At 41.6% G+C, this 18,101-nt stretch carries 15 protein-coding genes; 2 read left to right on the forward strand and 13 right to left on the reverse strand.

The features are described 5' to 3' along the window. Positions 1–11 precede the first annotated feature (11 nt). On the reverse strand, positions 12–368 hold the full coding sequence (locus MWL85_RS05170) for a DUF4134 family protein (protein WP_244401720.1): 357 nt from the start codon (positions 366–368) through the stop codon (positions 12–14). 916 nt (positions 369–1,284) lie between these two features. Between MWL85_RS05170 and MWL85_RS05175 the strand changes: the two genes are divergently transcribed. Then, positions 1,285–3,501 carry a hypothetical protein gene (locus MWL85_RS05175; protein WP_244401721.1) on the forward strand — a complete coding sequence of 739 codons (2,217 nt, stop codon included), beginning with the start codon at positions 1,285–1,287 and terminating at the stop codon, positions 3,499–3,501. Between the two features lie 178 nt (positions 3,502–3,679). Continuing rightward, the gene (locus MWL85_RS05180; RefSeq protein WP_244401722.1) at positions 3,680–4,351 is read left to right on the forward strand and encodes a hypothetical protein; all 672 of its coding nucleotides are present in this window, start codon (positions 3,680–3,682) and stop codon (positions 4,349–4,351) included. A 131-nt stretch (positions 4,352–4,482) separates the two neighbouring features. Here MWL85_RS05180 and MWL85_RS05185 read toward each other — a convergent pair whose 3' ends face one another. The 12 genes from MWL85_RS05185 to MWL85_RS05240 form a co-directional block, all read right to left on the reverse strand. Then, positions 4,483–5,673 carry a hypothetical protein gene (locus tag MWL85_RS05185; protein WP_244401723.1) on the reverse strand — a complete coding sequence of 397 codons (1,191 nt, stop codon included), beginning with the start codon at positions 5,671–5,673 and terminating at the stop codon, positions 4,483–4,485. A 325-nt stretch (positions 5,674–5,998) separates the two neighbouring features. After that, positions 5,999–7,729, reverse strand: a complete 1,731-nt coding sequence (locus MWL85_RS05190) for a hypothetical protein (protein ID WP_244401724.1) — start codon at positions 7,727–7,729, stop codon at positions 5,999–6,001. A gap of 133 nt (positions 7,730–7,862) precedes the next feature. Beyond that, positions 7,863–9,119: a hypothetical protein gene (locus MWL85_RS05195; protein WP_244401725.1), complete on the reverse strand. Its 1,257-nt coding sequence runs from the start codon at positions 9,117–9,119 to the stop codon at positions 7,863–7,865. A gap of 81 nt (positions 9,120–9,200) precedes the next feature. Continuing rightward, complete coding sequence (locus tag MWL85_RS05200; protein ID WP_244401726.1) at positions 9,201–10,445, reverse strand: hypothetical protein; 1,245 nt, start codon at positions 10,443–10,445, stop codon at positions 9,201–9,203. Between the two features lie 41 nt (positions 10,446–10,486). After that, positions 10,487–11,209, reverse strand: coding sequence for a hypothetical protein (locus MWL85_RS05205; protein WP_244401727.1), 723 nt, complete (start codon positions 11,207–11,209; stop codon positions 10,487–10,489). Beyond that, a complete protein-coding gene (locus MWL85_RS05210; RefSeq protein WP_244401728.1) occupies positions 11,206–11,637 on the reverse strand; it encodes a hypothetical protein in 432 nt (143 codons plus the stop codon). The genes MWL85_RS05205 and MWL85_RS05210 overlap by 4 nt, the downstream gene beginning before the upstream one ends. A 100-nt stretch (positions 11,638–11,737) precedes the next feature. Then, a complete protein-coding gene (locus MWL85_RS05215; protein WP_244401729.1) occupies positions 11,738–12,202 on the reverse strand; it encodes a hypothetical protein in 465 nt (154 codons plus the stop codon). An 18-nt stretch (positions 12,203–12,220) separates the two neighbouring features. Further along, the gene (locus tag MWL85_RS05220; protein WP_244401730.1) at positions 12,221–14,350 is read right to left on the reverse strand and encodes an OmpA family protein; all 2,130 of its coding nucleotides are present in this window, start codon (positions 14,348–14,350) and stop codon (positions 12,221–12,223) included. A 9-nt stretch (positions 14,351–14,359) separates the two neighbouring features. Further along, positions 14,360–14,908, reverse strand: coding sequence for a DUF3575 domain-containing protein (locus MWL85_RS05225; RefSeq protein ID WP_244401731.1), 549 nt, complete (start codon positions 14,906–14,908; stop codon positions 14,360–14,362). Positions 14,909–15,023: 115 nt separating this feature from the next. Continuing rightward, positions 15,024–15,482, reverse strand: coding sequence for a TraQ conjugal transfer family protein (locus MWL85_RS05230; protein ID WP_244401732.1), 459 nt, complete (start codon positions 15,480–15,482; stop codon positions 15,024–15,026). A gap of 20 nt (positions 15,483–15,502) precedes the next feature. Then, entirely contained in the window at positions 15,503–16,258 is a 756-nt protein-coding gene (locus MWL85_RS05235; RefSeq protein WP_244401733.1) for a hypothetical protein, read from the reverse strand. 370 nt (positions 16,259–16,628) lie between these two features. Then, positions 16,629–17,705, reverse strand: coding sequence for a DUF7222 domain-containing protein (locus MWL85_RS05240; RefSeq protein WP_244401734.1), 1,077 nt, complete (start codon positions 17,703–17,705; stop codon positions 16,629–16,631). Positions 17,706–18,101 lie beyond the last annotated feature (396 nt).

The raw sequence follows: 18,101 nt of genomic DNA on the forward strand, positions 1-18,101 counted from the left end.
TAAAAGCCAAATTATATTCCGCCTCCGATCTTAAACAAGGATTTAGCGATGCTGATGGCAATGAAGAACACCACAAGACCCCCAACCCACATCATCAGTTTCTTCTTAGCTTCATGGTCACCCTCTTGGAACTTAACAACCAAGGTGATTAGAGCCACTACCGCTAAGATGCCAGCAAGCACTTGAACGATACTAATAACATTAGCAGCGGTGGTTCTAAGGCTCTCCGTAACCTTCCCTAGCTCCGCATTTACCTGTGTCAGACCTCCTTGTGCAAAGGACTCTGTGGCGGGCAATAATCCCAAAAATCCGAAGTAATACAACTTCCTTAAACTAGTCCGTCCATTAGACAAAATGTTCTTTCTCATAATCTTATCTCTCTTTTTATTTGTTATAAATATGATTACTCGTTTTCATACGCCAAAGATAGGTAGTCGCTAACCCATAAACACACCCTTCCAATTGCCGCATGAGATTTAAGCTAGAAAAGACGGAAAAAGGAAGAGGGGAGGGTGGAGAGAAGGCGCAAATGGTTGTAGCAAAGGCAAGAGGGTGAAGATCTCACATCTCCACCCTCTCTAAACGATTAACAGTTTATCCCCAAGATCGCTTATACTTCAAAGCAATCAAGCAATTAGAGATTATGCCACAAAGATAGATAGTTACTAGCCCATAAACACATTCTCACAATTGTCGCATACGATTTAAGTTGAAAAGATGGAAAAAGGAAGAAAAGGGGGAGCTAGGATAGTGGAAAAGGTTACAACAAAGGAAAGAGGACGGAGATCTCACATCTCCGCCCTCACAAAGAAAAGAATTCAGTAAAACAAATTGTACGTAACAAAGGTAGCCTCATATAGAGGAGGGTGCAACTTCTTCCAATTGCCGCATACGAATGGTCACAACAAAGCAAGAGGGTGCAGATCTCACATCTCCACCCTCTCTAAATTATTTTCTAATTAATTCTAACTAATAAAGTGTTCACTTATACTTCAAAGCGATAAGATATGTACACAAAGGTACATCCCTATAAGTCTATACCAAAACTCTCACAATTGCCGCATACGAGGGAGAATGAAAAAGAGAAAAAGGGAGAGGAATAAATAGATTGGAAACCGCTGATATAAGTTGCTATAAAGCAGCTAGTTAGAGGGCGAAAAGTGGTCGAAACATTTTGTGGATTGGTGGAAAATTGGTATCTTTAGGTATGAGAAAGAAGATGAGTGCCAGTCACTTATGAGGATAAAATAGTATATTGACAAACCAAATAAAAACAAGATAATTATGAAGCGGATAACAAATCAATTGGGACGGAGCTCGCAAAGGAGTTTATTTGCGAAGGCAGCACTATATACAATAGTGGGATGTATGGCATTGGTAAGTTGTAAAGGAAAGGACAGACCAGTTCCTCCCGAACCAACACCTCCCCCGACTCCGTCACCCACTCCTAGTGATGAGATTAGACTAGCTCTTTCCCTAACAAGCGGAGGGGTCATTGCTAATGGGAAACTAGTTAATGAGTGGAAGACTAATGATGAAGTAAAGCTATGGGGGATAATAAAAGATGGCAACAAGGCAATACCACTAGTCGCAAAGCGATTGGCAAACGGTCAGTGGTCTGTGTCATCCACACCTGCCCATGAATGGAAGTTGGTGGAGAGGGTAGCCCTCGCTTACTTACCTACTGCCATTAAAAACTACAATCCAACAAAGAGCTCTTTTCGATCTCCGATGGAAACCAATAAGATCATTGGTGCTTTTAGGCTGTCACATTATTATGATGACATGCTGATAGGTGAGGTGCAGAACCCACAAAAGCAGATCGCCACTACTCTCGCTTCTCCATACAAGCAGGTGCAGCTGATCCTACAGAATGGAACATTCTCTAAAAAGGTCAATGGAATAGAGGTGGAGATTGAGGGTGTGCTAGCTAACGCCACCTTATCTAAGGAGGAGTGGCAAGGTGAGCCAACCACTCTAAAGATTAGCTATCAAGACAGGAAGGAGGCTTGGAAAGGTGAAGAAGCAGATACTCTGTTCTTCGCTATCCCAACGGCTACCAACAACGTAACGGCGACAATTCATTATAGAGATGAAAAAGGAGAAAGCAAGGAAGAGCAACAAGAGGTGTCTCTAACAAAAGGAGCGGTTACAAAGTTACTATTCAGATTTCATGAGGAAGAGATCGTCAACCCTCCTCTTGCCTATACCATACCTATAGACACGAAGTATTGGTCAGATGCCAACCAAAAGGCATGGAACCTACTACATGCTAATTATGGTGGTGAGATAGATGAGAAGACAGCACGAGAGTATTATGGCTGGACAAACTATCGACCGCTAACAGACGAGGCTATGCACACTAAGATCCTCTATAAGGATGACGTAAACCTTTTAGCTTGGGTGGCAGAGATGAAGGAGGAGCAGGTGATGAAAGGAAGAGATTGGGGATTAATGCTCGGACTAGAGACACTAGATGGAACACTCGTGGAGGTCTACCCCCCTCTCTACTTTGACACCATTGGTGGCTATATACCATCAATGAATGGTGGAAGAGATGGTTATTATGATAACTACTGTTACATCACTGCACCCGCTGGGGAGTATCGTATGGTATGCTTTGTGAAAAATCACAAGGATTATGTCGGTACACGAAATGGAGCGAATGAGAAGTGGTATAAGCTGCCTTACCTAGACTCAAGAGACTATGACGAGACAATGAGACTAGGCGGAGTCGGGAAGAAGTATCTAAATGAGCGGGTCCCATGGGAGAAGTCTCCTTATAATGGAATAGAGAGGGTCACGGTTATAGATAGAGTATCTAAGCATAGTGTAGCACCACGATGGAGAATGGGAATGACCTATCAGAGCAGAAAAGACTTTGAGAACAATAACCCTAGCTACTCTAGTGGCATTGATGGACACCCATATAGGAAGATAGATATTGGCACCATATTGGAAGCTACTCTCGTTAACAACAGCAATAACACTCTACGAGGAACTATAGTCGCTAAATGCGAGTACCTACCAATGTTCAACCCAATAGGCTACTGGAGGTTTGACCTACACAACGATAGGTATAGAAAGATTTCTGGAGAGGGTGCTGTAATAAAGTTTTGGAATGCTTGGTGCCATGAGGTAGGAAGAACACCGGTTAAGCTTCTCCCAAATGGAGAGAATAAAGTACAAGTGGAGATAACCAACTATACTTGGAAGTGGAATAAAGAGGGAGAATGTGGGGGTCAAATGCTTGGGCCAGATAAGTACATACACTTTTATTGGGTGGATGAAAACGGCAATGAAGAGATGATGAAGCGTGTTGACTACATCTATATTAACAACTCACAGAAAGTTAACTTCGGTGACCCACAGACCAATAAAAATATGAATATTGGATTTGATGATGTTGGAAAAGGTGATTGGAGAGAATTTAGGGTCGGTTATGGACCATCAGAGGGACGATCTGCACCACCCAATTCTAATGGGTTTAATTTCTTCTAAAGGAAAAAGCAAGCAATAAAAGGCGAGCGGTCTACCCTACTCCTTCAAGTTTGTGGAGGTCTCTTGAAGCTATTTATATAATACTGTTTATGTTAAGGTCAAGTACAAGCATTTGGTGCCAGAGGATATTGTTAGATCGAAAGTAAATCTTAGTCCTATTTACATCCCAAGAGCGAATATGAATAAAGACCTTATCGGTTGGACTGGCGATCGTTATCCCGGAGATAACAATATCGACTATAATAAAATTGAGTTGCCATTACAAAATACTTCTACAATTCGTGAATACGACTATGTTTCTCCAACACAGAACTTTGTAGGCAAGCAGGAGAATACTTATTCAGAGTTCGTCATTGATTGTGCAATGGACAAACCTAGCATACTAGATGGTGTGCCTTCTGACCTAAGGAAGTTTAAGGTGAAAATGAAAATATCAGGAGTGGTTACTCCTATTGCTAGGTTTGTATACCAATACGAAGATGGCAGTGTAAGGGATAGATTTGTTTGTTACCGAAAATTTCTCTCTAAAAGGCACAAGTTTGATAACCTTGCTATTGATCTAACTATGCCCGCAGAACATCATGGAACCTATATTTCTTCTTGGACAAAGTATGATGGTAGAACTTTAATACTATCACTTATTACGCCTTCGCTCTATGATTCAGAGGTAAACAAAGAAGAGTTAAAAGTAAGAGAGTCTTATGCCCGTACATACGGCCTTAAGGGTTTCCCAATGGACTACAAGTGTTGGTATCTTGCCAATAAGGGAGATTGGAAAATAACAGAAGCAGCGATTGAGCCTATCATTTACGGTGACAAAGTTTATATGTTTGATTGCACTACTTATTAAATTCTCGCCAGAAACAGATGGAAGTTACTTTCCCAATTTCTGGAAGATAAGGCTATATAAGTACTAATTATTAATATACCCACATAGGAGAGTTCCTGTGTGGGTATATTGTTAGTATTATAGAAAACCCATTAAGGGGTTACATAGTCATAATCAAAGTCATCATTTCGTCCAATGCCATTACCATTGAGTATATTAGCTAAACGCCTCTCCATATCAATAACTTCATTCATATAAACTGCTACTAGCTGTGCAAATTTGGAACGGTCTACTCTATGCGTTCCAATATTGAAGTATTCTCTTGAACCACTTTTATTCAAAAGGTTTTGCACACGAGTAAGGAATGCAACTGTTTCGTGCCTAAAGTTTGATTCTGTTGTCAAATAAGGAGATAAGAATTGTAATTCTTCAACCGTAGCTAAAGCCATAATATCATATCCAACATAGGGGCTACGAGGTTTGTATCTGAGCAATTGGCGATAATAGCCATCTCTTATATCCAATAGCTCTTGATCAATAGTAGGTACATTTCTTTGGAACTCGCTTAAAAAGGTGTTAGTAGATTGAGGTACAGACGCTAAAGAACCTCTATATTCTCTAGCTAGATACTCTTCGCAAGCAACAAGGAGATCTTGAAATAGATTAGACGCCAAAATTTGTCCATTTATAGCGTATTTATCTCCTACGCCTATTCCCAGTGTCCCTAACGTCTTGTCCACATCAAAAAGGTATAACGAAGGGCAATAAGGCTTTCTTGGAAAATCACTTGGCACATTTGCGTATCTGACCTTAACATAAACAGTATTATCGGTGCCGGGACGATACTGGCAGGTAAACTTTGTAGCATCTTCACCAAGACCTAGCTTCTGAACACCACTTTCAGACTGTAGAGCAGGGGTAGCAACATAATCATTCTGTATTGCGTCCGTCTTACCCCTATGAGTGCCAGCGGGGTCAGTGCTGTACCTCCAACTCCAACCTTGGAACACAACATCCTCCTTGGCATAGTACGTAAGGGCGACCTTGATTTCATTCCTATTTTTAGGCTTTGGCTTAAACCCTAGGTTCTCAACTTGCACATCACCATACGCACCAGCTTCATAAGGTGTAAAGCTATAACCATCCTCTCCTAGAGCAGTACGAGTGGCCTCACCCGTCTCAACATTCTCCATCTCTAGCATCACTGTCACACCCTGACTAGTGTTGGGTTCAGCACCCTTCCTATTAGGACAAGGCTTGTCTGAGGGCTCACAGCTTGCGAACCCCAAAGCAAGAGCTGATAAAACCAACCCTTGCCACATCATCAAATTAAAACTTTTCATTCTCATAACCTTTTTAATTAATTAAAAATTCTCTTTATACCTTGTGTCATCACATAGATGCACTATTCACTTAGCACAAAAATACCTGATACCTCATGTACTACCCACTCTTTCCAATTGCCGCATACGATTGAATAGCTAAAGCAACGGTAGGGAAGAGGTGCTCATGTAAAAAGCAAGTGGGCAAAGATTCACACCTTCACCCACTCTAAAATAATTTCACCTATCTATTAACTTATGAGTTTATCAAAAGCTATTACAAAGCTACCTATCAACTTGGGCAATGGAGAGAAAATCCAATTGCCGCATAATATTCCAATCACATTCACTTTGGGTCTATAATAATCTTATTGTTTACCCATGACGACCCAACAAATGGGCTTGGGTTACGAAACATATAGCTCTTCCTATATAGTAGGTTCCCATCTTGTAGCAAAGGATATTCCTTACCGACTACTAAACCCTTATCATTTGGTGTATGATACGTGATAGTAGCACAAATATAAGATAGATACCTATTCACACTAGGTCTCCTCACCTTGATGTTATAGGGGATGGCAACTTGATGTGACGTAAGTGGAGGAATGACATACTCACCCTCACCGATCTTATCTTCCCATGTAGTCATCTCATCGAGAGCCAAACGGCTATGGTTCTCAAATGGCTTTCGCCTATTGTACAGGCGGATAGTCACCTTTTGCTCCTTATCAGAATAATTATTGAGCCACCAGTAAGATGTCTCAGGGACATTGTACTGTGGAGTGGTGATCGTGCTACTATGAATCTTACCAGAGTTCGCAGTTAGATAGATTGTAGATGAAAACACACACTGCTCAGGATGGACATTGAAGTATTTATCCTCTGGTATGTCATCATCCTTCTGGTCTGGTTCATACCATTTCCCTCCATTTGTTCTGAGAAGAAGTTGATGGCGGTACCGTCCAACCTTTGGGACAGACAAGAAGAATGGTACTGAAAAGCCATCGTAATGATAAGGCAGTACCGATAAACCACTATAGATTGGCGACTGACAAACCACATTCCCTTGCTCATCACGGACCAAGACCCTATACTCTATATTCTCCTCTCTATCCGTACGATTATCCAACCAAAAATTCATTACCACGCCTGAGTTATTACTCAAGTCTTGCATATATTGATGTGTAGCGGTATATTCATAATCCGTAAAGAATATATCATCAATCTCAGGGACAGGCAAGCCGATCCCCTTATTTTTCTCCTTAGGTGTTAATGGAACCACCTCCTTACTATTGAATACATCTACCACTGCCACATACTCCTTATTGCTCTCCACCTTTTCAAGTTTCATTGAAAAATAATGTTCAACACCATCGATCACGACAAACACCGTAATCTCAGTATTAGTCTGAGGCATCATCAGACAAGTCTGCTTATATAGCTTCCCATTCGTAGCCAATTCTTGAATTGAACTATTTATAGGACGATAGATAGTGACCCTCTCATACTCTGGTATATTCATACGATTAAAAACCCCTTTATGGAGATCTAACCAACCATAAGAATACCTTGGAGAGAAACGGATTTCATCCACTCTTGAAGAGGATGGAAAAGAAGAGAAATCAAATAAAAAAGAGAGGGTCGCTTGCAACTGCTTGAACTCTAGGTTAAGTGTTCTATCAGAGCTTTGGTCTAGGTCAAGACGAGCATAATAAACAGGCTTTTGGTCTGCCTCTTGTACAAGAACACTACCATCAACATTCTTAAGAATATCAGGATAAACAGAAATGACTAGAGATGGTTCTGTTATCACACACGACTCTTTCAATTGCCATAGGGGTCCATTTTTCTTGGCTGTGGTAAACAACTTCTCCCTATCCAAATTTTTATCCCAAACTGAAAAGTAGAGACCCTCTTCACCTAAAATAGACCCCTCCGCCCTAAGTGATGTTATCGCTGTAACAGCGCCTGATGATTGAGGGTCAATATGAGGTGGCTCATAAAGCTCTTTCGTACATGCCGACAAGAAGCTTAAAGCCGCCAAACACAGAAATGACAACGTTTTAATTTGATTCATAGACTTAGCTCTAACTTGTTTAATCATTTTACAATCTTGTTGTGGGGCCACTCCCCACCATTCCTTTATCAAAAGCGTTAGTGGGGGGAGTCACCCCACCCACTAACTTTGTAAAAATGAAAAAAACAAGAGATTATTCTTCCCCTACTCCAACATGATAGGTTACTGCCTTTTGGGTAAAGGTCACCTTCGTGCTCTTAACAACGGCATTCTTAGCACCCTTCCATGTCACCGTGAGAACGCTTGAACGAGACACCTTCTGCTCAGTATTCTTACTTGCAGCATAGATATTCTTAGTACCGTCTACCTTAATCCAATTAGCAACCTGACCATACTCTGGTACCAATTCAACCTTCAACCATTGAGCCTCTGGTTGCACCACACCATTTTTGTACGACTTATAGAGAGCAAAATACTTCTTGCCATATCCAAAGTCTTTAATATTCTTCTGTCCACCAGTACTTGGGAACTCATAAGATGCATCCGATGGTAGAGAAACCTCCTTACCGTTTTCATCCACAATCTTATCAGGGGTCTTTCCTCCATTGTTTGGGTCTACACTACTATCATAGTAAGAATCCTGTTTAACGGTGAATGTCCGCCATGTACCCTTTCCTTGACCAACGCCATCCTTACCAACTTCTACAGTTGCAGTACGAGGACCCTTCTCCATACTAATATATGGCTTTACAGTGTAGGACATTGAACCATTACCCTTAGTAATCGTTAGCCAATCAGCGGAAGGAGTCTTAGCATCCCAATTCTTAAAGTTAGAATTAGTAACTGTCCACCCTTGGATCTTACCTTTAGGATCCTTCAAAGGAGAGTACTCTTCGCCAACAGTTGTAAAAGTACCATTAGTACCTTTCTTCCCATCAATATTACTCTTGGTTAGATTTTCAAGCTTTCCGTCAAGCTTTAGGTTGCGATACTCACGGTCTTCACCCTTGACACCAATAAATATAGCAACAAAATTTAGGTTCTTTTCTACAGGAATTGTGATGGTCTTGGTCTTATCATTACCAAGCTTTTGACCCGCTTCTTGGGTATGATTACCAGCCGCTCCCTTCTCATAAAGGGTAAAAAGCTTATACTCACCCTTTGCCGTTGCTGTAATAGTAGCATTCTCTCGATAGAAGTATGTACCACCTCCAGTGATAGTACCCCTCTCATTATCTATTTTCTCTGTTGCCGACTTTAGGTCATTAGCAACAAATGGAACTAGGGAGCCATCCTCTTGCATGAGGAGCGCCTCTGTAGTCACTACAAAGCTCTGCTCGCTTTGATCCACTGGGAGCTCTCGACTGTTGTCACAGCTTGCTAGCCCCAAACCGAATGTGCCAATTGTAGCACACATAATAGCACTGCGAATCTGCTTTTTTACATTCATAATTTCTTCTGTTTTAAGTTATAAATAAATTACTGTTTTAGTGAGTGGAGGGGACACCCCCTCCACTTATAATAAATCTGATTAGTCTATCTCTACATTAACATCGTAAGTCTTTGGCTTCTGCTTAACATTAACAGTAGTAGTGTCAACCGTCTTACCATCCACCTTAAAGCTAACAACCACGTCAGCGGAACGCTCTACCTTACCTTGGTTCGCAGATGCAGCATAAGTAGAATCCTTCTGCTTGAGCCAATCTTGTGATGGTTTGCCGAAGTCTATCTCTACCTTCTCCTTCACCCACTGGTCCTTAGGCAGTAGCTCACCATCCTTATAGGTTGGCACCGACACATAGATAGGACCTTTTAGAGTCTTATCAAGGTCTTTGAAGTCCTTCTTATCACCATTAGGGTCAAAAATAGCCTCAATCTGTGCCTTGATGTCAGCAATAGTACCATCGCCATAAGTAAACTCTGAATCAGGTGTCAACTCATCAATCCCCTTGTAGAAAGATGACTGAGTAACTGTCACTGACACCCACGCACTTGGAAGAGCTGGGTCTGTAGCATCCTTACCAACCTTTACGACAGCCTTTCTTGCAGGAGCCTTTGCTACGAATGGCTTGGCTACAAATGAAACCTTACCTGTCGCCTTATCAATGTTTACGGTTAGCCAATCACTTGCAGGAGTTGGCCCAACGGTGTTCCATGCCTTATAAGAACTATTGACTACACTTAGACCTGTGATCTCACCTGTTGCTGTCTTGATAGCAGCTACCTCCTCACCAATCGCAAACATCTCCTTGGTCTGAGGACTCTTTGAGTTGCTTTCATCCGTCACTAGTGCAAGAGTAAAGTCACTACTCTTATTGTCAACCTTAAGATTGCGGTACCCCTTTTGTTGCTCATCAATATTCGTGAAGATTGCCACAAATGTCATATCCTCCGTGATATTAAATGACAGGGTCTTCTCCTTCTCGTCTACAGTGCCATTGGCTTTAGTGAAACCACCCTTCTCTTGCTTCTCATAAAGCTGATGAAGCGTATAAGGATTATTGGCTACAATCTTTAAGTTCACGAGGTCGTTATAGAAATAACTACCATCACCTGTGACTGTCGCCTTACTAGCGTCACCAATCACAGCCCTAAGGTCAGTTGTAAATGGAGATAAAGAACCATCTGCCTCTTTAACAAAAGTCTCCACCTTAACACTTACCGCCTTCTCAGTTGGAACCTCAATGTCCCGAACCGCTTCGTTTTGACAAGAGCTAAAGCCAAGCATTGTGGCAAAAAGCCCAAAAATAGAACAAATAAAAAACTTTTTTCTCATAAAATAAATTATTAATTAGTTTGTAAATTCAATACATTGCGTCACTCGTCAATACCCAAGTTGATACCGGGGTTCTCCACATTACCACCTTCATCTCCAGTTCCAGTGCCAGTACCATCACCATCTCCGGGGCCATCTCCAGTTCCAGTGCCATCACCATCTCCGGGGCCATCTCCAGTTCCAGTGCCATCTCCATCTCCGGGGCCATCTCCAGTTCCAGTGCCATCTCCATCACCAGTTCCACTATCACTATCACCATCAATCACCACGTCAACACCATCCTCTTTGTCCTCCATAGTGATAAACACCTTCACATCACCGATGACGAGGAAAACAAAGTTTACATCATATCCCTTAGGATTTGATGGCTTTATGCGGTTATTGTACTCAATAAGACTAGTTGGTAGCGTTTTAGGGTCATAGGCCGCCTGATAGTCAAATCTCACCCACTTTACCTTCTTACCCGAGTTGGGCTTAGGGTTAATTCCAATCTCACACTTCTCATTAGAGAAATAGTCTCCTAAACCTGTAACCACGGCCGACCCAATATTCACGGGACCTCTCTCTAGTGCCCTTAATGATGTTGAGGAAAACTCCGTCTTATGGAATTGTCCATCGCCATCATCTACAAAAGCTGTCAATGTATAGTTTCCTCTAGGGTCGTGAGAGGGTTCGTCTTTTGAGCTTAAGTTCTCACAAGAGAACAATGCCAAACTCAGCAAACCAAAGAACATCAACGCAGCTATTCGTCCAAATCGTCTCATACTTTATTACCTTCAATTGTTCCAAAAGATATGGTATCAGTTGCATTCTCAACGTCTACAACCTTGACACCACCAATCTCTATATTCAAATCTTCTAAATTACCATCACTAGAAGCAAATGTGGCAACGAACGTCATATCGTCCATAACATTAAATGTTATAGCACAGAGAGTGTCCTTCACCTTTTTATACCCCTCCAATAGAGATGTCTCATTCACTAGACCCCTCTCCTTCGTATAACCACTCTTTCCCGACTTCTCGTAAAGAGCCACTAGCTTAAACTTACTATTGGGAAACACATTTGCTTGAATTGTTACTCTCTCGCCATGCAAGTAGGAACCGCCACCAACTATCTGTCCAATACCATCCTTTTTGATTGTACTACTCCTCATGGACATTCCATCAGTAGTTACTCCGATGATTTCCATAGTTGTACCAACGCTAACGCTACCTAGCGACCTCTCAGCTTTACGACAACCTTGTGTTGCCAAAACGAGAGGCAGCAATGTAAAGAGAGCTACAACTACCTTACTTACCGTCAGGGTCTTCACCCGGTATCTCAACATTGACATCATAGGTATTAGGTTTTTGTGTTAACTCAAAGCTATGTCTCTCCCCATCAACCACAACCACCAACGTTAGTTGAACAGCAGTTCTTCTATTATTAACAGGGCAGGTCAAAACGTAACGGCCATTCACATGCTCTAAAACATAACCCTCTGGATTATTCATTAGAACCAACTCAAAGGGGACTGGACCACGCTCGGAATTGATCTCCTTCCCATACTGCCAATAATGTGTAATCTTCTCCGCAGAGACAACCAAAGGCACCTTACCACCTTGAGGGGGAAGCTGACTTGGAGACAATGATGCCACCACCTCCACCTTTTTCGTCACACAATCCATATCTGGGAACCAAGACCCAGACCTCATACATGACGACATAAACAGTGCTAATAGGGCAAACACCCCTATAACTATTCCTTTTTTCATATACATATTTCTTTTAGATTAAAACTCTAGTTCCTCTTTGAACAATCCATATTCCTTGATAAGGTCATTCAACTCTGGGTCAAGTTGTGCTCTGAATATCTTATACCTATCCAACTTTCCTGCATTCAAAAGACACTTTAGAGACTTCTCTACCTCTCCCTTTCTGTAGTACAAGATGGCTAGAAGATACTGAATGTCTGCCCCCTCCTTCTCCTCATGATTGATTAGGATTGGAAGAGCCTCATCATCATATCCTAAGCTCATATAGGTAATCGCCAAGTTGAAATCCTTCGGATAGTCAGAAAGGATAGACAATGCACCTCTATAATCTCTTGCCCGAAGCAACTCACGACCCTCATTGTACTTCTTATCAATCACAGTCGTATGAATGGTGTCTTTCACCATATCTCTTCTATGAGTATGAAGCACGAAGTCAACACAGCGTAAGCTAGGATAAGCCTCTTCTCTAAGTTGCTTATAGACCTCAGGATAAGACGAGCGGATCTTCTGCTCCCTCACATCCTCGTCCCTTTCATTATTGATGAATGCCAAAATTCCATCTCTCACCTCTTCTGGATAGACGTTTAGAAGCACCCAGCTCTGAACACCAGACCAATTCTCACCCTCTGAATGAGCCTTAACATGACTAGGTTTCAAGTCATTAAACACCTTATTCTTAATTAGATAATCCCTCAGGCCTTGAGCCCTTCGCTCAGACAGTGAGCGGTTATACTTCGCACCACCCTCTGGCGAAGAATAAGCTTTCATTGTGATACTATCTAACACCAGCTCGCCCGTGAAATCAATGGACTGAACTAGACTATCCAACTTAGTTAACTCTTGAGCATTATTCGCAAAACTTGGATCCACCACAGACTTGGCAACAGGGAAGTCTATATATAGCTTTTCAACCTTATCCACTTGCCTATACACTACCTCTTTCATATAACGAGGAGCTTCATCAATGAAGTCTACCATTGCAGAGATATTGTATAGAAGAGTATCTGAGCCGGGGACCTCATACCGACTTTGGTCAATAGCAACAATCTCTCCAAAGAGTGCCAGACGAACCTTTTTCATATATTGGTCTGTGGTCAACTCTTGGGTATAATGGTATTGCCAACTATTATTTGCGTCAACTATGGTATCAAGGCGAGCAGCTATATGAGGAAACTTCACAAGCTTGTCCTTCATAGCCTCCTGCTCCTCCTTTTTACGCTCATTCTCTGCCATTCGCTGATAGTTCCAAAACTTCTCTTGAATGCGAACGCTATCCTCTGGGGTCACCTTCTGCTTCACAATCTTTTTGTCGCCAAAAGCAAACTCTGCAAAAGACTTTGGGATCATATCATCTTCAAGGTTTCTATACAACCAATATGAAGGAAGTACCAATCTCCAATCATTCGCATCAACACTACCCCTATTACGATCTACCTTACTATTAAATAGGCGATAGCGTTCATTGATCTTATTCTCCCAATCAATCCAACGGTCTCGCTGGATCAATTGTTTCTGCCATGCAGCATGATACTCAGCCTCAAGGTCACTCATAGCTTTATTGTAGCCCTTGTGATTGAGCATCTCTTGCCAATACAAAGAGTCGGGGATAATAGAAGTAATAAACCTCTGATACTCCTCATACCCCTGCTTCTGCTTACGTAGGAAGTCAGCACCCGATAGAAGTACTGGCTGAAACTCTATAGTCTCATCGTTATCCTTAAAGGCGGTTGGGTAAACTCTAAGTTGCCACCTATCATCAATCAAAGTCTTAGGAACGGTAATAATGAAGTCCAAATCGACCTTGCCATTACGTTCTACGATTCCCTTGCGAGTAGTCGTCACCTCTACACCTTGAAGCATAAAGTTAGCACTGACATCGTTATCTTTGCGTTGATCTTTTTCAATAGCATATAGCACATTACCCGTATCATCGGTTATCTCAAAATATTGAGGCAATGAACTTTTCAATGTGTCCATACCACTATAATGAGTAGTACCATCAGCGAACTTTAACCCCAACCTATTATCATTGGGATCATGCTTCTCTAGCTTACTTGTCAGAGAACCACAGCCAGCTAAGATAATTGTAGCTAGCCCTAGAACGGTTCCAATTTGCAATAAACGGCTATTAATTCTTGTCTGTCTCATGCCAGTAGATTAGAATAAATAAACAAGAGATACAGCTGCCTTTGTAGGTAGCACATAAACTCCATGACCATCTTTTTTCAAATCACCACAATTCTTACATTCAGACTTTAGATAGTCTAAATACATAACCGAACCACCTAGCTGAAACTCTACATTCCAGTTCTTCCAAATTGGAAGAGCGTAGCCGACATCCAATCCTCCGCCTACACCCCAACCTGCATACTTAGACTTCATAATTGAAGGAATGCCGATATGGTAATTAGCATAGATATAATGTAGACCAACAAAAAGATTGCGATAAGTCTCATCAAACCAATACCTCACCTGTGGTCTAAACACATAGTTCTGCGTTCTTAGCTTTTCAACACGGAAAGGGTTAACGGAAAGGTCCAAATGCAAGCTCCATGTTCTATCTACTGTCGCTGAAAACTCTCCATTTATACCTGTCCAACCCAACATGGGGACGTTGGTACTTAACGAATAAAACTGTGCTTTACTCTCTGGCTTGTAGCCAAAGGAGAATGCAATTACACAGAGAAAAATAAAAAGTCTCTTCATTTCTGTCTTTTCATTTAATTATTAATTAATTCAACTATTATTTCTATATGGCAAAAGTAGCTCCTATCCCTAAGGCCAGGAATTAATACAAATTGCCGCATACGATTATTCATCATTAATTAGGTTTTTCAACACTGAACTTGAAATCAACCTTCTCCTCATTTCCAAAGCTATCTCGAACCGTAAGAGAAAATCTATGTGCCCCATGTGAGTATGGAGCATAGACAAGCGTGAAAAATTTATCCCCTGTCATAGGGTCTACCTCCAACGTAGGTATCACCCAATCGTTAGCCTTGAACTCATTAAGCTCTTTGTTGTAATAGGCACGTCCATCACCTTCTGCACTAAAGTACTTCACCACATAATAATTGTCTCTCAAAGAGATATTCTCCTTGAGCTGGATGCGGATTTTATTACTTGACCCAATTGAAACTTTCTCTCGGTATTCATCTGGGACAACCTTAAATCCCGCCTCTGTTGCAACCTCAATGTTTGATTGACACGACAGGAGACCAAATAAACACCCCACAAAAAGGGTCACGAATAATAGCCAATAACTTTTCTTATAATCCATGTCATTAATCTATTTAGATGTTATAATCCTCTTCCCTTTGACCTCTTTATATGCTTTTCCACCTCTTCTCTAAGTGGCACTTGTGGAGACCACCTCTCTTTCGTTGCATTGAATCTCTCATAAGCCTCCTGTGGGTCGAGGGAACTAATCTCTTGTTGTAGAGACTCTCTACCCTCCAAGGATCTCTCCATCTCTTCCTTTAGTAGCCAGTTGAGTTTCTTGCCACCACTCTCTTTCTCGATAGACTGGATAAAGACAGGCAAACAGACTTCATTCTTATCAAGAACCCACTCCGCAAGCTCTCTCATCTTATCACCACCAAAGTTGACAATGTCAGTAAACAGTCCCTCGACCAAGCTAGCCTTCTTTATAAAATCAAAGGCAATCTCTCCTGCTATAGGAGAAAGGTCCTCTAAATAGGTTAGCTCCACTCCAAAGAACTCCACAGACTTGGGGTCCTTTTCATCGTAGACAGAGTCAACATCACCATCATTAGTAACCACCCACTCCACACTAGGGTCCTCAAAGACCTTGAGTACTCCAAGCCAATATTCTTCACCATTCTTTTTTACCTCTTCATAATCAGAGCGTGACCAAAGGCTATAATTCTCAGGGATATATCCATCCTCCACACCTACCCACTCTTGTTCGACCTCAAAGAGCTTTCTCATATCAATACCACCTTCTCCTATGTAGTCAAACTCAAAACAAGGAGGCCACCGATCCGCAACCTCTGCCATTACAGCAGGAACAACCTTATTACCTTCTATATCCATATCCACAATAAATTAAAGTGTTACTTCACGTCAATAAGCACACAAAGCTAAGGCCTCTATATACCCCACCATAAAAAATCCAATTGTCGCATGGGAATACTCTTTGGAAAAAAGGAAAGAATTACCTATGAAGGGAGCAATGTGATTGGCAATCACACTACGAAGGAGATGTTATCGTCATAGAGAATAGGGTTAATCCCTATCTCTCCTATTCAAGAATTGAGCAATAAAAAGGAACAGAACTAGTCAACAACGTGACTGTTTCTGTTCCCACTATCCCTTTAATCACAAACTCAATTAATGGTCATAGGCGGGTGGCTCTTTGCCACGTGGCCTTAATTAGTATTTGACAGGCTTCCTTGTACCGGACTTAGATAGAGCGACCTTTCTTCTTATCTGATGGTGGTGGAAGGTTTATCTTCTTGGGCTCTTCACCTGTAGACGCCTGACCCATTGACATCTCTTGATTTTGCTCTTGCTCCTCCCTCAAATCCTCTTCTAAATCATTGACATAACCCTTAACAATCTCAGTGACCTCTTCCATACTACTATACTCCATCAAAGCCTTAGCGTCTTCAAGGTTTAGCTCTTGTACGTTATCATAGACCTTTTCCTCAAAGGCTCGTTGGAAGTCATCACCAACACGATAGGCTATATCATCAACAACTGCCCAAACAGCATAATTGGATCTAGGATCCCCTAGTGACAAAGGTTCTCCGAACTGCTGACCAAGATCATTAATATAGTCCTCTATATCATCCATGTGCCTTAAGTAAAAGTCTTTAGTTTGAGAGTAGTATATAAACTCACCCAAGATACCTGAGGCACACCCACGGGCAAGGTCGTCAAAAAAGCCAGCACCCTGATCGTAGTCTACAATATGAGTTTGAAAAATCTCTTTCAGCTCATCGCTGAATGAGAAGTCGTTCACGCCACAACCCTCCATTAGGTCATCTAAGGTCTCCCAAACAAGATTGGAAATAAACTCCTCTGGGTCAAAGGCTAACTTTTTGTCATCAAACTCCTTAGTGCGAGCTTCCAAGATCGTCTGCACCTCTTCTTTAGGGATAACATAACTGGCTTCTGCACTAAACGCTCTTGATGAATAGACAGACTCACCGAGTGCTCCATTCTCACCGATGGATGTATGCTCCCAAATGTCGGGGGCGATACCCTTCAACTTTGAAACTCTAGGACCCACTTCAAGACCATTTTGATACTTAGTCTGTAGCTGGATTTTCCCTTCCTTATCCCACTGCTCATAAAAACCATCAAGTCTACCATTCCGGTCATAGCTAAACCTCCGCTCAACTTGACCAGTTACGGCATCATCGCAAAACACATCAATACCTCCTTTGTCATTAGACTGCTCTTTGTACGTTAAAGTACGATAGTCAGTATAGTCCTCTAAGCTCATAATAAATACATCATCTAAAACATTAAACATCTACACTATGGGGAAGTACCCACTTACGGCAAAAATAACCGGGTTCTAAAGGCACAGCAATTGTTGCCTAATTGCCGCATACGATGGAGGATGAAAAAAGGAAAGTGGGCAACATCAAAATAAAAAGGACGAGGGTTATGCCCTCGTCCCCTCATGAACAACAAATCTACACACGTGAGAGTGTCTCAAAAACACAACACAAAGGTACTACCCTATAAGACAACTCCAACATTCTTCCAATTGCCGCATGAGAATGAGGATGTAAAAGAGAAAAAAGGAAGATGGATAAATAGATTGGGACCACTGATGTAAGTTGCTATATAGCAGCTAATTATAGGAGAAAAAGTGGTCGAAATGTTTGGTGGATTGGTGAAAAATTGGTATCTTTAGGTATAA

It is taken from the genome of Porphyromonas somerae (assembly GCF_022845615.1).
GTDB classification, from domain to species: Bacteria; Bacteroidota; Bacteroidia; order Bacteroidales; family Porphyromonadaceae; genus Porphyromonas_A; species Porphyromonas_A somerae.